This window comes from Laspinema palackyanum D2c (assembly GCF_025370875.1).
GTDB lineage: Bacteria > Cyanobacteriota > Cyanobacteriia > Cyanobacteriales > Laspinemataceae > Laspinema > Laspinema palackyanum.
In genome coordinates, this window is record NZ_JAMXFD010000031.1 from 21,958 (window position 1) to 40,976 (window position 19,019).

Genomic DNA, 19,019 nt, shown 5'->3' on the forward strand with positions numbered 1-19,019 from the left:
AGTCGGTTAAAACCGACTAAAAAAACGAACTTTAGTCGTTCTCTTAGTTCGTATTAACGACTTCAGTCGTTCTTAATCGTTCGTAGTAACGACAACCGGCGGGGGTTTAAACCTAACAGCTAAAGTCGGTTAAAACCGACTAAAAAAACGAACTTTAGTCGTTCTCTTAGTTCGTATTAACGACTTCAGTCGTTCTTAATTGCTCGTAGTAACGACTTCCTGTCGTTCCCCCTGTTTAAATTCACCAATACCCCCGTCCCTCCCCCTAGAATACCCACAATTACTGACTCGAATCAGAATTTTTCAACCGATAGTAAATGGCCCGATCACGACGCATAGCCGCCCCAACTGTCACATTAAGTTGAGCGCCTAAAAGGGTCACCAATGAACTTAAATAAAGCCATAACAGCAAAATAATAATAGTCCCTACCGCCCCATAAGTCCGGTTATAATTTCCAAAATGCGCCACATAAAGCCGAAATAAACTGGAAATAATCGCCCATAAAATAGCCGCAATAAAAGCACCGGGAACCAGGGGTGTATCCCGCCGACGGTGGGAGGGACCAAACCGATAAATAAAGGCAAAGGCAACCGAAACAATCAGTAACGTCAGGGGACGACTCCAAAAATGCCACACCTCTAACAATCGTCCTTCCAGAGGACAAGTCTCTAAGGGTTGCAACAGACAGAGAAACCCCGATTCAAATAAACAATTTTGACCCGAATCGATTAAACAACTGCGACGAGCGAGTAATTGAATTACCCAGTCACTAATAAAAATTAAAAACGAGGCGACAATAAACAGAATAATGCTCCCCATCGCCAGACCGATCGCCACCAGTTTCGCCTTCCAAAAAGGCCGCCTTTGTTTATGAGGAATTTGGTGAATTTGATCCAAAGCTGCCATTGCCGCACCCATGACACCAGAAAAAACCCAAAGCGTCGCGACAAACCCCAGGGAAAACACTTCCTGATTGCGACTTTGGAGAATTTCTCGAATCAACCCTCGAATCGTGTTCCAAACTTCAAGGGGAATCACCTCAGCCAGTTGATTAGCTAGATTAAACAAAGTGGCTTGTAAGCCTTCAAATAAAGCAATGGAAGCAACGACTGCTAGAATAGCGGGAAACAGCGATAACATCGCATGATAGGCCATTTCTGCGGATAAACCCGTTAAGCGCTGTTGGCTGGCGCGATCGGCAACTTCGCACAGGGTCGAAAATTTTAGATAGGAAAAGAACTGCAAAAACCGAACCAGGGGTTGAAAGGAGGGACCCATCTGCACCCCAATCCTTCTCAACCGGACGAGGAAACTTCTGAGAGATAATTTGGGCAACTTCACGACGCGGTGGCTCCCTCTGTGTTAGATGACGCGGTTAAAATGCCATTCCTGACCCCAGCTTGGGCTGAGTTCGGCTGATTGCTATCCCTGGGCGATCGCAAATCCCAGGGGATTGGATTGGAAAAAAACTAAACCTCTACCCATCTTAATTTACACTCTTAAGCTTAACTAGAGTTTAATAGGACTGATGCAGATCAACCGGGTTTCTGTAAAACCGGGTCAGTTTGTCATGATTAGAGAGCTCAGCCGAACCCTAGAAACTGGGTTTCTCCTGGGGTAGTCCGGTGGAAAATTGATTGGGAGTAGTTGCCAATGTCGGAGAATGTTTCGCAGTGGTTGGAAGAAATTAGATCCCTGAAACAGGAAATCATTCGTGTGGAAAAAGAACGGGATGCGGCAGAAGCGGGTGCCGATCGCTGGCGGGGACTTTACACGACGGAAGGGCAGCAACGGCGAACCCAGGTAGAACAGTTGACGGAGGCGATCGCCACCCTGAAGGCTGAACTGGAACAGTTGCAAGCGGGTCCCGCCTCTTTGCCTCGGGCAATCGCCCCCTCGGAACTGTTGCAAGAATTGGCCGGAATGGGACTGGATGAAGTGAAGGGAAAATTGATTGAAGCTTTAATGGAACGCGATCGCCTCGCCCAAGAATTGTCCCGGATGACGGAATGCCTGGAAGCGGAAAAAGCCAGTCATGAACAAACCCGCCAGAGTTTAACCAGCGCCCTCGGAGATACGGTGGAACTCCTGAAAAAAGGCCAACCGGGAACGAAATCTGGTCTAAATCTGGACTTAGCCCGTCTCGTCAGTGGCACCGCATTAAACCCCAAGACTGAAGACTAAAACATCAACAGGGTGCATCGGTTTGATGCACCCCCTTTCCCCAAGGTGTTAGAAAACCTGTACAAACGTTTGTAGTAACCCCTTTAGGGGTTATTTCTTCGATGACTCGGTGAAGGAGTCATTACAACCGTTTGTAGTAACCCCTATTGCGCCCCTACAAATACACCTTGACAGGACTAGAACCTAAAATCCCATCACTTTTGCTACCGCTTCGATTTCCGGTTCAATGCCTTGTTTAAAGGGATTGTTGCTATGTTTAATCGCGGTATCCGGGTCTTTGAGTCCATTGCCGGTGAGGACGCAAACGACGGTGGCCCCGGTGGGTACTTGGTCTTTGACCTTGAGTAATCCCGCAACCGAGGCAGCGGAGGCAGGTTCGCAGAATACCCCTTCCCGGGAAGCCAAAAGACGATAGGCATCGAGAATTTCGTCATCGGTGACGGCATTAAAACTGCCTCCGGAGGACTCTTGGGCGGCGATCGCCTTGTCCCAACTCGCCGGATTTCCGATGCGGATGGCGGTGGCGAGGGTTTCGGGATTTGCCACAGGTTGACCGTTGACGAGGGGGGCTGCACCGGCAGCTTGAAAGCCCATCATTTGCGGCAGGCGATCGCATTTACCGGCTTGATGATACTGACAAAATCCCATCCAATAGGCGGAAATATTGCCTGCATTACCCACCGGAATGCACAGCCAATCGGGGGCGTTACCCAAGGCATCCACCACCTCAAATGCCCCGGTTTTCTGCCCTTCGAGGCGATAGGGATTGACGGAGTTGACCAAGGTAACGGGATATTGTTCGGCCATATCCCGGACAATTTCTAGGGCTTTGTCGAAATTTCCCTTAATAGCTAAGACTTCTGCACCATAGAGTAAGGCTTGGGCGAGTTTGCCTAGGGCGACATAGCCATCGGGAATCAGGACAAATGCCCGCATTCCGGCGCGTCTAGCATAGGCAGCAGCGGAGGCGGAGGTGTTGCCGGTACTGGCACAGATGACAGCTTTGGCCCCTTCCTCTTTGGCTTTGGAAATAGCCATCGTCATCCCCCGGTCTTTAAAGCTGCCGGTGGGATTGAGACCGTCATATTTGACGTAAACTTGCACCTGTCTACCGATGATCTCGGCGATCGCTGGGGCGGGAATCAGGGGAGTGTTACCTTCTTGGAGGGTAACGACTGGAGTGTGGTCGCTGACGGGCAGATACTGCCGGTAAGCCTCGATAAGACCGGGCCAGTATGAGGACCGCAGTGGGGCATCTGCTGGAGTTGCACCGGAAGTTGGGGAGGGAACGGGAGAATAACTCAGGGTCACCGTGTGTTAATTCTTGGGACTTCAAATAGCCTTACAGTCTAATCTAAGTGTAGCCCACTCGTCAAAAGTTCGCTGGTCGTTGGTCATGGGTTGGGGGTTGGGGGTTTGTTCTGAGTATTCAACTATCCAAAGGACAAAAGGCCCAAGGACCAAGGACCAATGACCAAAATTTTGGGATTTTGATAAATTCGATGCTTTTTTTTTCTGGAGTTGGGATAAAATAACCAGGTGCTTCGACTAAGTAAAAATTACTAAACTTAAAACGACTGATGCCCACTGTTATTTCGAGCCGACCCACCTCCGAAACCGTTCAGAGTGCCTCTAGCGTTGCGATCGCTTCTAATGCTTCCCAGAATAATGGCGATCGCCTGATTAAAATGCTCAAATCCCTCTACCAGGCTGATCAGCAGGTCAAGTTTTTGCACTTACACGCCGAAGCAGACTACCTGCTGCAACAGTTGCAAACCCTGAAACAGCACCAATCCAACCCAAAGAGTTCCGTTCCAGCTTCTTCTTCGCAAAATTAAGGCAGCCCCACTCGGACCGGGGCAGTGGGACCCCCCTTATGTGTCCTCCACACTGTTCCCGGTGAGTCTACCCCCTGCCCGTTTTTCATCTATTCTGGGATACTGCATAATAAAAGTCTTTCGTCAATCCCCCCAGGGAAAATGTGAGGGAAAAATCCTGAATCTAAAAATTCCTGCTGTGCCATCGCAAGATGTGCTATAAAAGGTAAAGTTTTATGACGTGCCAGGTTTCTAAACCCCAGGGATACGGAGTTTGTGGTCTGTATTTTGCCCTGAACAGGCATTCATTAATCATCAGATTGCACGCAAGACGGCCCTGCTACTCACCCCTTGAGTCAGCAGGAATTTATCCTGCGGCGATCGGGGGATTCATACGATTAGCAACCGAAGAAGTTAGATTTAATAGATGACAGCATCAACATTAAAGCCTCAAGTAACCCCTCAAACACTGGAATCAGATTCCTTCCCCTCTTCTCTACGTCTGAGAGATATTTTGAGCACCTTGCCGAAAGATGTATTTCTCAAAAATCGGCGGAAAGCATGGACTAGAGTTATTATCAATGTATTATTAGTCGCCCTCGGCTACTGGGCATTAGCCGTTTCTCCCGCATTTTTGTTGCCGATCCTGTGGATCTATACGGGAACAGCCCTAACGGGTTTTTTTGTGATTGCCCATGATTGTGGTCACCGATCTTTTGCCAATCGCAAATGGGTTAATGATTTGGTCGGCCATGTGATGATGCTGCCCTTAATTTACCCGTTTCATGGCTGGCGAATTGGTCACAATCACCACCACAAACACACGAATAAACTGCTGGAAGATAATGCCTGGGAACCTTGGTTGCCGGACGTTTATGAAAATCTCAGCACTTTTATGAAAACCTTTTATCGGTTCCTGCGGGGACGCTTCTGGTGGATGGGTTCCATCGTTCACTGGGCTGGATTGCACTTTGATTGGTGGCGTTATGAAGGCAAAAAACGGGAACAAGTTAAATTTTCGGCCTTAGTGGTCATCGCATTTGCTGCGATCGCCTTCCCCACCCTAATTGCCACCACCGGAATTTGGGGATTCGTCAAATTTTGGCTGATGCCTTGGATGGTCTACCATTTCTGGATGAGCACCTTCACCATTGTTCACCATACCACCCCGAATATTTCCTTTGCTTTCCCCGAAGATTGGTATGAAGCAAAAGCCCAATTAAACGGGACCGTTCATTGTGATTACCCACGCTGGGTGGAATTCCTCTGTCACGATATTAACGTCCATATTCCCCATCACCTCTCCACCGCCATTCCGTCTTACAACTTACGGAAAGCGCATCAAAGTCTGGAGCAAAATTGGGGCAAATACCTTCAAAAAAGCCGGTTTTCCTGGTCTTTGATGAAGGAAATTACCGATAAGTGTCACCTCTACGATGAGCAAAACGGTTACAAATCCTTCAAAGATTATCACGCCGGCCGGTAATAGAGAGAATTCTCTATTTTCTCGCTGAATTTTAGCTTAAAGACGCGCCTATTGCGCGTCTTTTTTGTTTTTGAAAACGCTTTCCTGCCGCCCGCCCCTGGGTCCCACCCTTGAGGGTGAGGGTTTTTGTAGACTTTATACGGAATATGGTACTGATAAGTCTATAAAAACGAGCTGTATTTGTAGGGGCTTCGATGATTGCGCCCCCACGGGCGCAATCATCGAAGTCCCTACAAGAAGTTTTGATAGACCTTTAAATACCGTATGGAGTATTAGTCGTTATCCCTCATCAATTTGTTTACTATAAATAAAGCTACCTTCACATCAAGCATTCAAAGGGACACCATGACCCAGCAACATTTCGGAACCAACCCAGAGGATAGAATAAACCGCAAATCTCTACCCGGACCGATTCCGTTAAGCTATTACGGCGCTTATCGTTGTCCGGTTTGTCGCTATGGCGAACTCTCTAACCTGGCGATGATGGATGCCTTTGGTTGTAACTTTTGCAGCCGCATTTTTACCGCAAACCTCGACCAAAATGCCATCAGTTTAGCTGATAGTCTACCACCAATTACCTGGCATTGGAATGGTCGCCAATGGCAAGGACTGCCTCGGGAAGGGGTAGAATTCGGATGGGAAATTGGCATCGCTGCGATCGCCATCATTACCCTCCCCACCCTCTTAGTCGGACTCGGGGCCTATATTTTCCCCCCAGTCCCCGGCAGTAGTTTAAGTTGGGTTCCCGCCTTTTGGACCGTCGCCACTTTTGTCGCCCACCTCACCATCGTCCTCTGGCTAATGGTTGAATATTACCAGTTTCCCGTATTGCTCTTTTTAAAAGCATGGCAACGCCGCTTATGGATGCGATAGATTTGTCATGAGTCGTTCCCTCATGTTCAACGTCCCGACTTCAGTCGTTCCCTCATGTTCGTAATAACGACTTCAGTCGTTCCTCTTAGTTCGTAGTAACAACTTCAGTCGTTCCCTCATGTTCAACGTCCCGACTTCAGTCGTTAAAGTGGGGCAGTCAATCAACCACCCCACAAAAACAAACCTCTGACTCAATCCTTACAAATAGTTTTGAATCATTTCTCGATACAAACTTTTTTGCTTGACCCCCCGGATTTGATCCACTAAGCCCTTTTCCTTAAAGAACTGCACCGTTGGTGTTCCCGTTACTCCGGCATTATCTGCAATTTCTGGGTCTGCTTCGATGTCGATTTCGACATAGTGAACCTTGCCATCAAATTCATCAATCACTTTACTCAGAATCGGTTTCAAGGTATGGCAAGGACCACAGGTAGGGGCAGAATATTTAACCACAATCAGGCGATCGCTGTCATGGTACAACTTCCGCAACGCAAACCCGCCCACATGGCGCGTTGCCGCCGGGTCGAAATTCTCTTCCGTGTCAGATTTTTGTTCCTTTTCCGGTTCCGGCGCTTTCTCCGATGCTTCCGTTTGATGGAACTCCTGAACTAACCCATTCACCGATAACCACCGTTCCGCTAACATCGCCCCCATACAACCTGTTCCCGCTGCGGTAATCGCTTGGCGAAACTCATGGTCCTGGACATCTCCGACAGCATAAACCCCTTCTACGCTGGTTTCGACATTGCCCGGTTTGGTAACAATATATCCGAGTTCATCCAGTTCCAGTTGACCTTTGAAGAGTTGGGTATTCGGAGTATGACCGATCGCATAAAACAATCCGCGAACCTGCAAATCGGTTTCTTCTCCGGTTTTGATATTTCTAACTTTAATCCCCTCCATCCGGTCATCATTTCCGAAGATATCCACCGTCTCCGTATTCCAATGAACCGTAATTTTGGGATTCTTCAAAACCCGGTCTTGCATCGCTTTGGAGGCGCGCATTTCCTCCCGACGGACTAACAGGTGAACATGAGTCCCATATTTGGTTAAATACACCGCTTCTTCCGCCGCAGTGTCTCCGCCACCTACCACCGCTAATGAGACCCCTTTAAAAATGGGACTGGCCCCATCGCAAATCGCACAGGCAGAGACCCCTCGACTCCAAAACTGGTGTTCACTCGATAATCCCAAGCGTTTGGCCGTGGCCCCTGTAGCAATAATCACGGTATGGGCCTTGACTTCTCGTTCCTCTGAACGGATCACAAAGGGCCGCTGAGTCAAATCCACCGATTGCACATCTTCCGTGTACAATTCGGACCCCCAGCGTTGCGCCTGGAGTTTCATCCGTTCCATTAATTTCGGTCCCGTAATCCCTTCGGGAAACCCAGGGAAATTCTCCACTTCTGTGGTGGTCATTAATTGACCCCCAGGAATCCCCCCCATTTGAAACCCTTCAAAAACCACGGGTTTTAGATTCGCCCGTCCCGCATAGATGGCGGCAGTGAATCCGGCAGGGCCAGATCCGATAATCACAACGTTTTCTACTGCTGGATTTGTCATCGCTTTATTCAAACTCATACCGACTTCACTTTAAATCTATTATAGTGACTTGTTGATCATTATCAGTGATCTAAGTCACTTTACGCCCCTTGATTCTTGACCTCATTGCTGATTGCAGTTAACAATTTACAATTGATAGTTAAGAGTTTAGCAACCCTGGGTGCAAGGACAAATCCACCCTAAAATAGCAATATCAAGTCTTAGCAGCAGGTGAGAGAATGGAACGAGTGCTAGAAGCGGAAGTGATGGATAGTTGGGAAGATGCGACGGCGTATGACAGGATGGATTTTCTGGAGGTGAATACAGCTTTTGCTGAGAGTGCGATCGCAGTTGGTCCCGAGTCCGCCTTAGTCCTAGATGCGGGAACGGGTACAGCGCGAATTCCCATTTTAATCGTGCAGCGTCGTCCTCAGTGGCACATCAAGGCGATCGACCTGTCGCACAATATGTTAAAAGTCGGACAAGAAAATGTACAGTCTGCGGGAGTACAAGACCAAATCCAGTTAGAGTATATCGATGCAAAACAGATGCCTTATGGCGATAGCACATTTGATATAATCATTTCCAATAGCATCATCCATCATCTCCCGGACCCGATGCCATTTTTCCGAGAACTGAAACGAGTTTTAAAACCCAAGGGCGGGATATTTATCCGAGATTTAATGCGACCCAAGGATATAGAAACCGTAGATAAAATTGTCGCCCGAATTGGACCGGAATATGATGACTATCAAACCCAGTTATTTCGGGATTCGTTGATAGCTGCATTTAGGATAGAAGAGGTTGACGAAATGATAAGAATGGCGGGATTAGACGGGGTAAAGGTTTATGCATCTTCGGACCGTCATTGGACGGCAGAACGTGCCTACAGAGAATAAGGATTTGATTGGGTCGGTTAAACCTTGTTTCAAGCCGGTTTTCTCTATTAGCCCGCGCAGGCGGGCTTCGTCCGTATAGCCCCACCCTTTAGGGTGCGGGTTTTTATGTTAACAATTGGATGGTTTTTGACTATGTTTCTTGGGATGCGATCGCCCTTAAATGGCACTGATAGGATTCATTGCTAAAACAGACAAATCGCACCTCAGAAATCGCAGTCGTTTTGCTTAAAAATTGCTGCACCGTCTTCACAGCGATCGCAGCAGCCCGTTCCATTGGAAAACCATAAACTCCCGTACTAATGGCCGGAAAAGCGATAGTTTTTAACTGATGTTTTTCCGCCAACTTTAAACTCTCATAATAACAACTTGCCAGCAATTCATCTTCATGATTCCTGCCCCCTTTCCAGACAGGGCCAACTGTATGAATCACATATTTTGCCGGGAGATTGTACCCGCGAGTCATCTTAGCTTCACCAGTTTGACAACCGTTCAGAGTGCGACATTCGGCCAATAAACCGGAACCGGCCGCCCGATGGATGGCACCATCAACACCGCCTCCGCCTAATAGACTGGTATTGGCGGCATTGACGATCGCATCCACCTGTTGTTTAGTAATATCGCCTTGGATTACAGTAATTTTATCCGTCATCATGGTAGGGTTCTTGTAAAAGAGAGACTTGTTTTATTTTATGAAAGAATTGAAGAAATGGAAACAGTTGCGATCGCGCCTAGTCTTCGACAACCAATGGTGCAAAGTTCGCCAAGATGAAATCCAACTGCCAACCGGCAAAATTATCGATGATTTCTTCGTGAACGTCCGTCCAGATATTGCCTTAGTCGTTCCCGTTACCCCCCAGCAAGAAATCGTATTTGTGCGCCAATACCGGCATGGAGTCGGGGAAATATTGTTAGAATTACCTGCCGGTGCATTCAATCCAGAAACCGAGAAAGCAGAAGCAGCAGCAGCGCGTGAAATGACCGAAGAGACAGGTTACCATTGCCCAACCTTGATTAAACTCGCCACCCTCTATGATAATCCCGTTAAAGACACCAATGCCATTCATATTTTTTTAGGCAAAGATGCCGAAAATTTAGGACAGCAAATTTTAGATATTACCGAAGAAATAGAAGTCATTTTAGTCCCCATTGATGCCATCTTAGAGAAAATCACCCAAAGAGAAATCTGCGTATCCGGAAGCGTCGCCGCCGTATTTTTAGCCTTAAATCACTTAAAATTATCCCCATAAAAATTAAAAAATAAACCCAAAATTCGTAGTCGGATTTATCCGACTTTAGCGATTAGACGGGGGTTTAAACCCCCGTCGGTCCTCGCAATCTACCAACCCCAACTACCAGGAATTCCCTTAAAAGGTCCAACAATATCCGAAGTAATCCACCCGCCATAAAACCCACCGGGTTGAGGTTGAACTTCTTCCCCATCCACATAGCAAACATCCATCACTTCTGGATAGAATGCCACATAATCTTTAATGCCCTCAAATTCCGGAGTTGGACTCGGATAAAACCAAGCACAATTGGGCGCTTGTTTTTCCTTAACCGTCACCGTGTAATATCCCGCTGACCCTTTCCACTCGCAGAAACTACTCCGAGGCGTTTGACTGAGATATTCCATTTTAATATCTTCAGGCGGAAGATAATAGACCGGAGGATGACTAGTTTCTAGGACTCGATTGGCATGGTGAGTATCCGCAATAATTTCGCCATTAAAGATGATTTGGATATGTTTGGTAACCTCTTCCAACCGAGGAGGACGGGGATAATCCCAAACCGATTCTTGTCCAGGACCGGGTTCAATTCGTTGTGGGTGCATAAGGATTTAAGAGATAAGATGGGTTAATTATAGATGATTCCGAGTTCGAGGCAAGATAGGTCAGCGCCTTGTCTTTCCTGGCAGATTGGGCAATGCCTAGCCCAATTTAAAATTTTATGTCACAATCAAAGAAAAAGTCAAGGGAGGGTTCAGCCATGACTTTAACGGTAGGGCAGTCGATCCAAGGGGGCCGATATACCATTGAGAAAGTGCTGGGGAGAGGACGGTTTGGGATTACTTATAAAGCGAAGGATGCCGATGGGAATGCTGTCGCGATTAAAACTCTCAATGACAGTTTGCTGCATCAACTGAGTCCAGCAGAAATTGAGGACCTAGAGTGCAAGTTTTGGAATGAAGCGGTGAAACTGGCAAAGTGCAGTCATAATCGGCATATTGTTCAGGTTCAGGAACTCTTGAACAAAGGGGATGTGCCCTGTATTCTCATGGAATATATTGATGGAGTGGATTTAGCCAGTCGCGCCCAAAAGCAGTTACCAGAAAAGTTAGCTTTGCAATATATTCAGCAAATTGGCGAGGCGTTGATAGAGGTGCATTCTCATCAGTTACTGCATCTGGATATTAAACCGGACAATATTGTATTGCGCGGGGGGACTGCCGAGGCGGTGTTAATTGATTTTGGATTAGCAAGGGCGTTTGACCATCCCTTGACTACGACTCGCTATAGTGCGGAGGGATATTCGGCCCTAGAAATGTATTCTCAAAAGAGACCGTGCGGCACTTATACGGATGTGTATGGATTGGCGGCAACTTTGTATGAATTGCTGACGGGACAAGTGCCGGTGAGTGCGATTAAACGCAAAGATGCTGATGTGGGATTAATTCCGCTCAAAAAGATTAATTCTCAAATCAGCGATCGCACTAACAACGCCATCTTAAAAGGACTGGCCCTCGATGGAGGCGATCGCACCCAAACCGTGCAGGAATGGTTAAAATTATTAGGCGTTAAAAAATCGATTCCCCTACCCAATTGGAATGCAATGGAATGGTTCAACGCCATCATTGCGATTGGGGCAATTGGAACGTTAATGATTGGATTATTGACCTATTTAAACTTCAATTCTGCACCACAATCGAACCCCGAAACCCCGAACTCTGAAACAATCCAACCCTAAAAACAGGATTGTAAACAACAACAGGCGGGGGTTTAAACGGTAGGGGTGATTCCCTTTCTCGCCCCTACAAGAGGTAAGAAATCTATTTCTTACCTCTCTTGCATTGAATACTAAACAGAGGTCCTAGGACGCCGGTACAGTAGAGGTTAGAAACCCGGTTTCTCACCTAATTTGTTGCTAATTCCCCACAGTTTTGGGAAGAAACCGGGTTTCTGGTCCTAGGGGATCTAATACTGTACCGGCTTCCCCGGAATTGTTTGATTCGATGGAGTTAATCGACCTTAGCTATCTGTACTGGCATTCAGGAGTTGCTCAAATTCAGCTATGGAACCCACAGAAATGGTTTGGCGAAGTAGCTGTTTTAGAGTCGGAATCTCCTCCAGACGATTCACCTCTTCTACCACGGACTGAGGGACTTCCCCAAACCGGACTTGCAAAATGTCTAGGATATTCTCCCGTTGGGTTTTTAGTATTCCCCGTTCCATTGCTTCTTCTTGGATGAGTTCTTCCATCGGACTGATGAATGGCATTTGTCTTTCCTCCCGATATTCAATGAGTTGGGTTCTTAATTGTTGTTCGAGTTGTTTCGGTAAGCTCATCATGCGATCGATGAACCGGAATAAGTTCTCGACTTTCTCTCGACTATATCCTCGGTCAAACAGGAATTTGGGAGTCCAAGAGAGGTAAGAAATCGATTTCTTACCTCTCTTGCGTTGAATACTAAACTAAGGTCCTAGGACTTGTTTGATTCGATCGCGTTAATCGACCTTAGCTATCTGTACTGGGATTCAGGAGTTGCTCAAATTCAGCTATGGAACCCACAGAAATGGTTTGGCGATGTAGCTGTTTGAGAGTCGGAATCTCCTCCAGACGATTCACCGCTTCTACTACGGACTGAGGGACTTCCCCAAACCGGACTTGCAAAAGCTCTAGGATATTCTCGCGCTGATTTCGCAAGGTACCCTGTTCGAGTCCTCGTTGGAGTCCGCGTTCCATTGCTTCTTCTTGGATGAGTTCTTCCATCGGACTGATGAATGGCATTTGTCTTTCCTCCCGATATTCAATGAGTTGGGTTCTTAATTGTTGTTCGAGTTGTTTCGGTAAGCTCATCATGCGATCGATGAACCGGAATAAGTTCTCGACTTCTTCTCGACTATATCCTCGGTCAAACAGGGAACGGATTAGGGTCCATTTCCACTGTTTCCGTTCTTCCATTTGGCGGTTGGTGGCCTGGGTTTTTAAATGGGCCATGACCATTAGCGCAAAGGGATTCTGTTCTGATTCTAACTGTTCCCACTGAGTTTGGTAGTCTAGGAGTTTGACTGTGGGAAATTTCAGTTTAAGCTCATATCTCCCGAGGGTATAAGCATATTCGGTGGGTCGCCATGAGGCGGTATCATCCCCGAGAATGGCAATGCTGACGACGGGTTTGTTGTATTGGTCAAAGGCCCGGTAGTTGTACTGATAGATGCGTTGATTGAAGTCTTTAATATACTGACTCTGGATTTCAACGTGAATCAGTATCCACAGGAGTTGGCCAGTGATGAGTTTAACTTCAAACAGTTTGTCGGGAAATTGAGTGCCGACCTCGGAGTCGCGGCCTAGTTCTAGGAGTTCTTTGTCTAGGGACTGATAGGGTTGACTCCAGTCGATTTGGCTATGAATGTCGGGGAAGAAGAAGCTGAGGAATTGCTCAAAGTAGAGGTTGAGGGCTTCCTTCCAGGGGCCATCATAGTCCGCTTTTACGGATTCATATTCCATCCTAGATGCTTGGTTTTGGTTTGTTCTATTATACAACAAATTAAGAGTTTATTAGGTAGTTAATCAAAGAATTTTATAAAAAATTAATCCAATAATTTTCAGGAATACAGGAGAGTTTAAAGAGGGTGATTAGACCCAACCCCTACATGAAACAACGATTTTTTGTGATGAAATTTCCCACCTTGAGAGGGCTAGGGTTTAAACGATTGGCCGTTGGTTGTTGCCACTGGGGGACAAATCCGATTTAACGCCCTGTAGGGCCGATTCGCGAATCGCCTCTACAGGCGGTGTGGGGGACTGTTTTATGGCATAATAGAACCTGTTCTCTATCCACAACGGGTATGGTCTGGTCGAACGGATATCAATTGCAGAGTCGAGATTACCGCATCGAACGGGTTTTAGGACAAGGGGGATTCGGCATTACCTATCAAGCGCGTCACCTCAAACTCGACCAAGATTTTGTCATCAAAACCCCCAACGAACATCTGAAGTTCGACCCAGAATATCCTAAATTTGTGGACCGATTTATCAAAGAGGGACAGCGGATTGCTAAACTCTGCACCAATCCCCATCCCCATATTGTCCGAGTTTTTGACTTATTTGAAGAAGGGGATACACACTGCCTGGTGATGGATTTTATTCCTGGGGAGAGTCTGTGGCACCGGGTGCAAGGTCAGGGTCCGTTACCGGAAGCTGAAGCGGTGAGATATTTTCAACAGATTGGGGGGGCGTTGCAGAGGGTACATGAGGCAGGATTAGTCCATCGCGATGCTCATCCGGGAAATATTATGTTTCGGGGTGATCAAGCGGTTCTGATTGATTTTGGAATTGCTGGAGAAATGATGCCGGTTACTGTCAGTTCTAAGCATTCCTGGAATCCAGCATTTGCACCCTTAGAACAGATGAAAGGGTCTCGGGAACCGACTGTGGATATTTACACCCTCAGCGCATCTTTATATTATGCCTTGACGGGGGAACGTCCGGCCAGTTCGTTGGACCGAAATTATGAAAATATAAAATTAGTGCCACCGAAACAATTAGTGCCGAGTTTGAGCGATACAGTTAACAAAGCCGTGTTAAAGGGAATGGAGTTAAAGCCTCAAAACCGACCCCAAACTATGGATGAGTGGTTGTTTCTGCTGCAAACTCCCGTTCCGACGACGAAGGTTTCCCCCCGCTATCAGAAACTACAGCAATTCCTGGAAGCAGGCAAATGGCGCGAGATGGGTGAGTGGTTGTCTCTGCTGCAACCTCCCATTCAACAGAAGGTTTCCCCCCGCTATCAGAAACTACAGCAATTCCTGGAAGCAGGCAAATGGCGCGAGGCGGATGAAGAAACTACACGAGTGATGCTTCAAGTGGCAAGGAGAGAAAAACAGAAATGGTTGGATAAGCCTTCTATCAACCAATTCCCCTGTGAAGATTTGCACCAAATTGATAGCCTTTGGCTAGAATACAGCAATGGCCGCTTTGGGTTTTCGGTTCAGAAGCGCATCTGGCAAGAATGCGGAGGTGAACCAGATTATGAAACTGAAACCCGTCTGGCCGATCGCATCGGATGGCGAACGAAGGAAGGTAGATGGTTGGACTATGAGGAACTTTTTGCTACACTAGCTCAGTCACCCCCAGGACTTCTTCCATATAGCGGGTTGAGGCTTGAAACGATATTTATTCTCTCGCGTCCAGACTTGTAAATTGTAATCTGTAGGCGTTTTCAAAAATTCTTACAAATTATTTCCGCCCATTTTTCTAGTCCTCAGTTAGCAATTAATTGGCGGGCTTGGCGTGGTATGAGAAGGAGTTCATGATGCAGGCTGAACGTTTAATCTTAGAAACCGATGGGTTAGGAAATCTTAAACCAATTCCCAAATTACCGCCTAACAAGCAATTTGAGGTGATTTTTCGGGCGATTGATGGTGCACAAGACCCTGCTATCAAACGGAGAATTCCTCACCCGGATTTGGCGGGACAAGTTCAAATTTTGTCAAATAACATTATGGATAGTGTTCCCGAGAGTGACTGGGAATTGCTGCAATGATTCTACCCGATCGCCTGTTTGCTGTAGGGGCGATTCGCGATTCGCCCCTACAAGGGCGCAAGCATTGCGCCCCTACAAATACACCTTGATAGGGATTGGATTTAGAATTCACCCGCTAAGGCGGCGACACACCGATCGCAAATGGTTGGATCTTCCTCGGATTCACCGACGTGAGTTGAGTAGTTCCAACAGCGATCGCATTTCTCTCCTTCTGCATCCACGACCCCAATTCCCCATCCGTTGACTTGTGCGGTATATTTCAACCCTTCCAGTCGTTGCGGGTTGTCTAGCACTTCGACTTGGGAGGTGATGAACAGATACCGGAGTTCGTCTACTCCGTTGCCGATAGTTTTGGTTTCGCCGAAGATATACTCACGCAGCCTTGTGATCTTATCTTTGAGTTCTTTGCGGGTATTGTCGCGGACGAAATAACGGATGATAAACCATACAATCCATCCGAAGCCAATTAGTTGCAGTAAAGCCGGAAGCAAGGGAAAAGCGGCGATCCCAGCCACAATGCCGCTTAAGACAATCCAGGCGACTATCGCAATCCCAACGAATCCCACAGTCAACCAGGGATTGGGGACAGGGGCGACGGTTCCCACCGATCGCGCTGGGTTCAGTTTCTGTAATGTTTGGCGCAGTTGGATATCCTCAACGTATAACAAGACTTTCGCCTCTAGGGAGGAACCGACTGCCTTATCTTGACGCGCCTTTTCTAGCACTTGGTTAACTTCTCCGCGCAGTTGGCGCAGGGTTTGCCAGGTTTTGGCGAGTTCCGGTTGTTTCCAATGTTCTTCTACCTGGACCCAACCCGCTTCAAAGACGGAGTTGTAGGGGGTAGGATAGGGGAGATTTTGCCAGATATCTTCGGCGATATGGCACAATACGGGGGCGACTGCTTTGGCAAGGTTTTCTAGGGCGATCGCCAGCACGGTTTGGCAGCTTCTGCGCCGTTTGGCATCGACTGCACTGATATACAGGCGGTCTTTGGCAATATCGAGGTAGAAGTTAGACAAATCGACCACGCAGAAATTCTGCACGGTTTGGAAGAAGCGGAAGAATTGATAACTCTCAAAGGCGTCGGTAACTTCGGCAAAAATCTCCGTCATCCGATGCAGCATATAGCGGTCTAATTCCGGCAATTCTTCGTAGGGAACTGCATCTTTGGCTGGGTCGAAATCATCTAAGTTACCCAACAAGAATCGGGCAGTGTTGCGGATTTTTCGATAGACATCCGATAGCTGTTTGAGGATGTTTTTTCCGATGGGAACATCGGAAGAATAATCCACGGAAGAAACCCACAACCGGAGAACATCTGCCCCGTATGGGGGTTCTTCTTTTTGGTTTTTGCCGCCGTTGATGATGATAGCCGGATCGACGACATTCCCCAGGGATTTGCTCATTTTGCGGTTGTTCTCATCCAGGACAAATCCATGAGTTAACACGCTTTTATAGGGGGCGATGCTATTATTGGCAACGCTGGTGAGTAAGCTGGATTGGAACCAGCCGCGATGTTGGTCAGACCCTTCTAAATAGAGGTCTGCGGGATAGCGCAATTCTTCGCGACCCCCGACGACTGCGGCCCAGGAGGAACCGGAATCAAACCAGACATCCATTGTATCGGTGCCTTTGCGGTAGGTTTTGCCGTTGCTGCGATAGGGTTCGGGTAAGAGGTCTTCGATGGGTAATTCCCACCAAGCATCAGACCCTTTTTCGGCGACAATGGCCTGTACATGAGCGATGGTTTCTTCGGTCATTAAAGGTTCGCCGGTTTCTTCTTCATAGAAGACCGGGATGGGAACGCCCCAACTGCGTTGGCGGGAGATACACCAATCGGACCGTTCTGATACCATTGCCGCAATCCGATTTTCTCCTTGGGCGGGAACCCATTTTACTTCGGAAATGGCTTTCATGGCTTCGTCGCGGAATCCATCCACGGAGGCAAACCATTGTTCTGTTGCCCGGAAGATGGTGGGTTTTTTGGTGCGCCAATCGTAGGGATATTTGTGAACGTAGGGTTCTTCTTTGAGTAATGATTTGGCTTTTTTTAAGGCTTCGATGACGGCGGCATTGCCTTCATCCAAGACATTTAATCCGGCAAATTCTCCCGCTTCTTCGGTAAAGTTGCCGTTGCCATCGACGGGGGCTAAGATGGGTAAGCCATAGCGTTGTCCGACTTGGTAATCTTCTAAACCATGTCCGGGGGCGGTATGTACGAGTCCGGTCCCGGATTCGGTGGTGACGTAATCGCCGCCGATGACGACGGGACTGGTGCGATCGCACAGGGGATGTTTGTACTCACATCCTTCTAAGTCTTTGCCTTTGATTTTGGCTTGGACTGTCAGTGGTGTTCCGAGGGTTTCGGAGAGGCGATCGACTAATTCCGCAGCGACAATTAGGAATTTGCCGGATGCCGGTTCATAGTCCGGTCCGGTTTCGACGATCGCATAGTCGAGTTGCGGGTTCACACTCACCGCTAAGTTGCCAGGAATGGTCCAAGGAGTCGTGGTCCAGATTCCCACCCACAGTTGTTTCATGTAGGGTTGAAGTGAGGCAGCGGCATCCGCTAACTTTGTGATATGGAATGCGGCATAGATACTCCGCGAGGTGTGACCTTCGGGATATTCTAATTCCGCTTCGGCGAGGGCGGTTTGAGAACTGGGACTCCAATGCACAGGTTTCCGGCCTCGGTAGATATAGCCTTTCAAGACCATCTTCCCAAACACGGCAATTTGGGCGGCTTCGTATTCGGGTTTTAAGGTGAGATAGGGATTTTCCCAGTCTCCCCAGACGCCATACCGTTTGAAGCTTTCTTTTTGTTCTTCAACGGTTTTCAGGGCAAATTCTTGGGCTTTTTGGCGCAATTTTAAGGGCGTCAGGTTTTGACGTTCCTTGGATTTCATGGCTTGTAGCACTTTCAGTTCGATCGGCAAGCCATGACAGTCCCAGCCGGGGACATAGCGGACTTGATGTCCCCGCAGTAACTTATACTTGTTGATAATGTCTTTCAGGACTTTGTTGAGGGCGTGACCCATGTGGAGGGACCCGTTGGCGTAGGGCGGCCCATCATGGAGGATGAACAACTCACCAGGATTGTTCTGTGACAGGCGTTCATAGATTTGATGATCGGCCCAAAATTTCTGGAGTTCGGGTTCGCGTTTGACGGCGTTGGCCCTCATGTCAAAGCCGGTTTTGGGCAGGTTGACGGTATCTTTATACGTTTTTGCTTCGGTCACAGCCAAATCCTAATTATTATAGAACGGTTTTCAGTTTATTATAAACAGGGCTTCAGTAAATTTTGGGATGTTATTCCCGGGGGAAGCGGCAACATCCGGCGGGGACAACATCCGGCTGGGCAACATCCGGCGGGGGATAAATCCCCCGCCTAATAGCTAAAGTCGTCTAAAGACGACTAAAAAAACCACTGGATAAGACTTTCAGTCGGGTGAAA

Annotated in this window: 17 protein-coding genes; 9 read left to right on the plus strand and 8 right to left on the minus strand. The window is 47.7% G+C overall.

The window, feature by feature from the left end:
• Positions 1-280: 280 nt before the first annotated feature.
• On the minus strand, positions 281-1,279 hold the full coding sequence (locus tag NG795_RS24530; RefSeq protein ID WP_367291241.1) for a YihY/virulence factor BrkB family protein: 999 nt from the start codon (positions 1,277-1,279) through the stop codon (positions 281-283).
• A 375-nt stretch (positions 1,280-1,654) separates the two neighbouring features.
• On the opposite strand from NG795_RS24530, the gene NG795_RS24535 reads away from it, so the two are divergent.
• The gene (locus tag NG795_RS24535; RefSeq protein WP_367291242.1) at positions 1,655-2,185 is read left to right on the plus strand and encodes a hypothetical protein; all 531 of its coding nucleotides are present in this window, start codon (positions 1,655-1,657) and stop codon (positions 2,183-2,185) included.
• Positions 2,186-2,368: 183 nt separating this feature from the next.
• On the opposite strand, the gene thrC is transcribed toward NG795_RS24535, so the two are convergent.
• A complete protein-coding gene (gene thrC / locus NG795_RS24540; protein WP_436836085.1) occupies positions 2,369-3,496 on the minus strand; it encodes a threonine synthase in 1,128 nt (375 codons plus the stop codon).
• A gap of 269 nt (positions 3,497-3,765) precedes the next feature.
• Between thrC and NG795_RS24545 the strand changes: the two genes are divergently transcribed.
• The 3 genes from NG795_RS24545 (at position 3,766) to NG795_RS24555 (ending at position 6,361) form a co-directional block, all read left to right on the plus strand.
• Entirely contained in the window at positions 3,766-4,023 is a 258-nt protein-coding gene (locus tag NG795_RS24545; protein ID WP_367291243.1) for a hypothetical protein, read from the plus strand.
• A gap of 406 nt (positions 4,024-4,429) precedes the next feature.
• Positions 4,430-5,488, plus strand: a complete 1,059-nt coding sequence (locus NG795_RS24550) for a fatty acid desaturase (protein ID WP_367291244.1) — start codon at positions 4,430-4,432, stop codon at positions 5,486-5,488.
• Between the two features lie 345 nt (positions 5,489-5,833).
• On the plus strand, positions 5,834-6,361 hold the full coding sequence (locus NG795_RS24555; protein WP_367291245.1) for a hypothetical protein: 528 nt from the start codon (positions 5,834-5,836) through the stop codon (positions 6,359-6,361).
• Between the two features lie 198 nt (positions 6,362-6,559).
• Here NG795_RS24555 and trxB read toward each other — a convergent pair whose 3' ends face one another.
• Positions 6,560-7,924 carry a thioredoxin-disulfide reductase gene (gene trxB, locus NG795_RS24560; RefSeq protein ID WP_367291246.1) on the minus strand — a complete coding sequence of 455 codons (1,365 nt, stop codon included), beginning with the start codon at positions 7,922-7,924 and terminating at the stop codon, positions 6,560-6,562.
• Positions 7,925-8,142: 218 nt separating this feature from the next.
• Here trxB and NG795_RS24565 point away from each other — a divergent pair, with 218 nt between their 5' ends.
• The gene (locus tag NG795_RS24565) at positions 8,143-8,802 is read left to right on the plus strand and encodes a class I SAM-dependent methyltransferase (RefSeq protein WP_367291247.1); all 660 of its coding nucleotides are present in this window, start codon (positions 8,143-8,145) and stop codon (positions 8,800-8,802) included.
• A 130-nt stretch (positions 8,803-8,932) separates the two neighbouring features.
• On the opposite strand, the gene NG795_RS24570 is transcribed toward NG795_RS24565, so the two are convergent.
• Positions 8,933-9,454 carry an O-acetyl-ADP-ribose deacetylase gene (locus NG795_RS24570; RefSeq protein WP_367291248.1) on the minus strand — a complete coding sequence of 174 codons (522 nt, stop codon included), beginning with the start codon at positions 9,452-9,454 and terminating at the stop codon, positions 8,933-8,935.
• Between the two features lie 37 nt (positions 9,455-9,491).
• Here NG795_RS24570 and NG795_RS24575 point away from each other — a divergent pair, with 37 nt between their 5' ends.
• Positions 9,492-10,049, plus strand: coding sequence for an NUDIX hydrolase (locus NG795_RS24575; RefSeq protein ID WP_367291249.1), 558 nt, complete (start codon positions 9,492-9,494; stop codon positions 10,047-10,049).
• A gap of 89 nt (positions 10,050-10,138) precedes the next feature.
• On the opposite strand, the gene NG795_RS24580 is transcribed toward NG795_RS24575, so the two are convergent.
• Complete coding sequence (locus NG795_RS24580; protein WP_367291250.1) at positions 10,139-10,633, minus strand: DUF427 domain-containing protein; 495 nt, start codon at positions 10,631-10,633, stop codon at positions 10,139-10,141.
• A 155-nt stretch (positions 10,634-10,788) separates the two neighbouring features.
• Between NG795_RS24580 and NG795_RS24585 the strand changes: the two genes are divergently transcribed.
• Positions 10,789-11,766: a serine/threonine protein kinase gene (locus NG795_RS24585; protein ID WP_367291251.1), complete on the plus strand. Its 978-nt coding sequence runs from the start codon at positions 10,789-10,791 to the stop codon at positions 11,764-11,766.
• A 281-nt stretch (positions 11,767-12,047) separates the two neighbouring features.
• On the opposite strand, the gene NG795_RS24590 is transcribed toward NG795_RS24585, so the two are convergent.
• The gene (locus tag NG795_RS24590) at positions 12,048-12,368 is read right to left on the minus strand and encodes a hypothetical protein (protein WP_367291252.1); all 321 of its coding nucleotides are present in this window, start codon (positions 12,366-12,368) and stop codon (positions 12,048-12,050) included.
• A gap of 166 nt (positions 12,369-12,534) precedes the next feature.
• The gene (locus NG795_RS24595; RefSeq protein ID WP_367291253.1) at positions 12,535-13,527 is read right to left on the minus strand and encodes an RpnC/YadD family protein; all 993 of its coding nucleotides are present in this window, start codon (positions 13,525-13,527) and stop codon (positions 12,535-12,537) included.
• Between the two features lie 341 nt (positions 13,528-13,868).
• Between NG795_RS24595 and NG795_RS24600 the strand changes: the two genes are divergently transcribed.
• Positions 13,869-15,221 carry a GUN4 domain-containing protein gene (locus NG795_RS24600; protein WP_367291254.1) on the plus strand — a complete coding sequence of 451 codons (1,353 nt, stop codon included), beginning with the start codon at positions 13,869-13,871 and terminating at the stop codon, positions 15,219-15,221.
• Between the two features lie 110 nt (positions 15,222-15,331).
• Entirely contained in the window at positions 15,332-15,565 is a 234-nt protein-coding gene (locus NG795_RS24605; RefSeq protein ID WP_367291255.1) for a hypothetical protein, read from the plus strand.
• Positions 15,566-15,666: 101 nt separating this feature from the next.
• Here NG795_RS24605 and ileS read toward each other — a convergent pair whose 3' ends face one another.
• A complete protein-coding gene (gene ileS / locus NG795_RS24610) occupies positions 15,667-18,804 on the minus strand; it encodes an isoleucine--tRNA ligase (RefSeq protein ID WP_367291256.1) in 3,138 nt (1,045 codons plus the stop codon).
• Between the last annotated feature and the right edge of the window lie 215 nt (positions 18,805-19,019).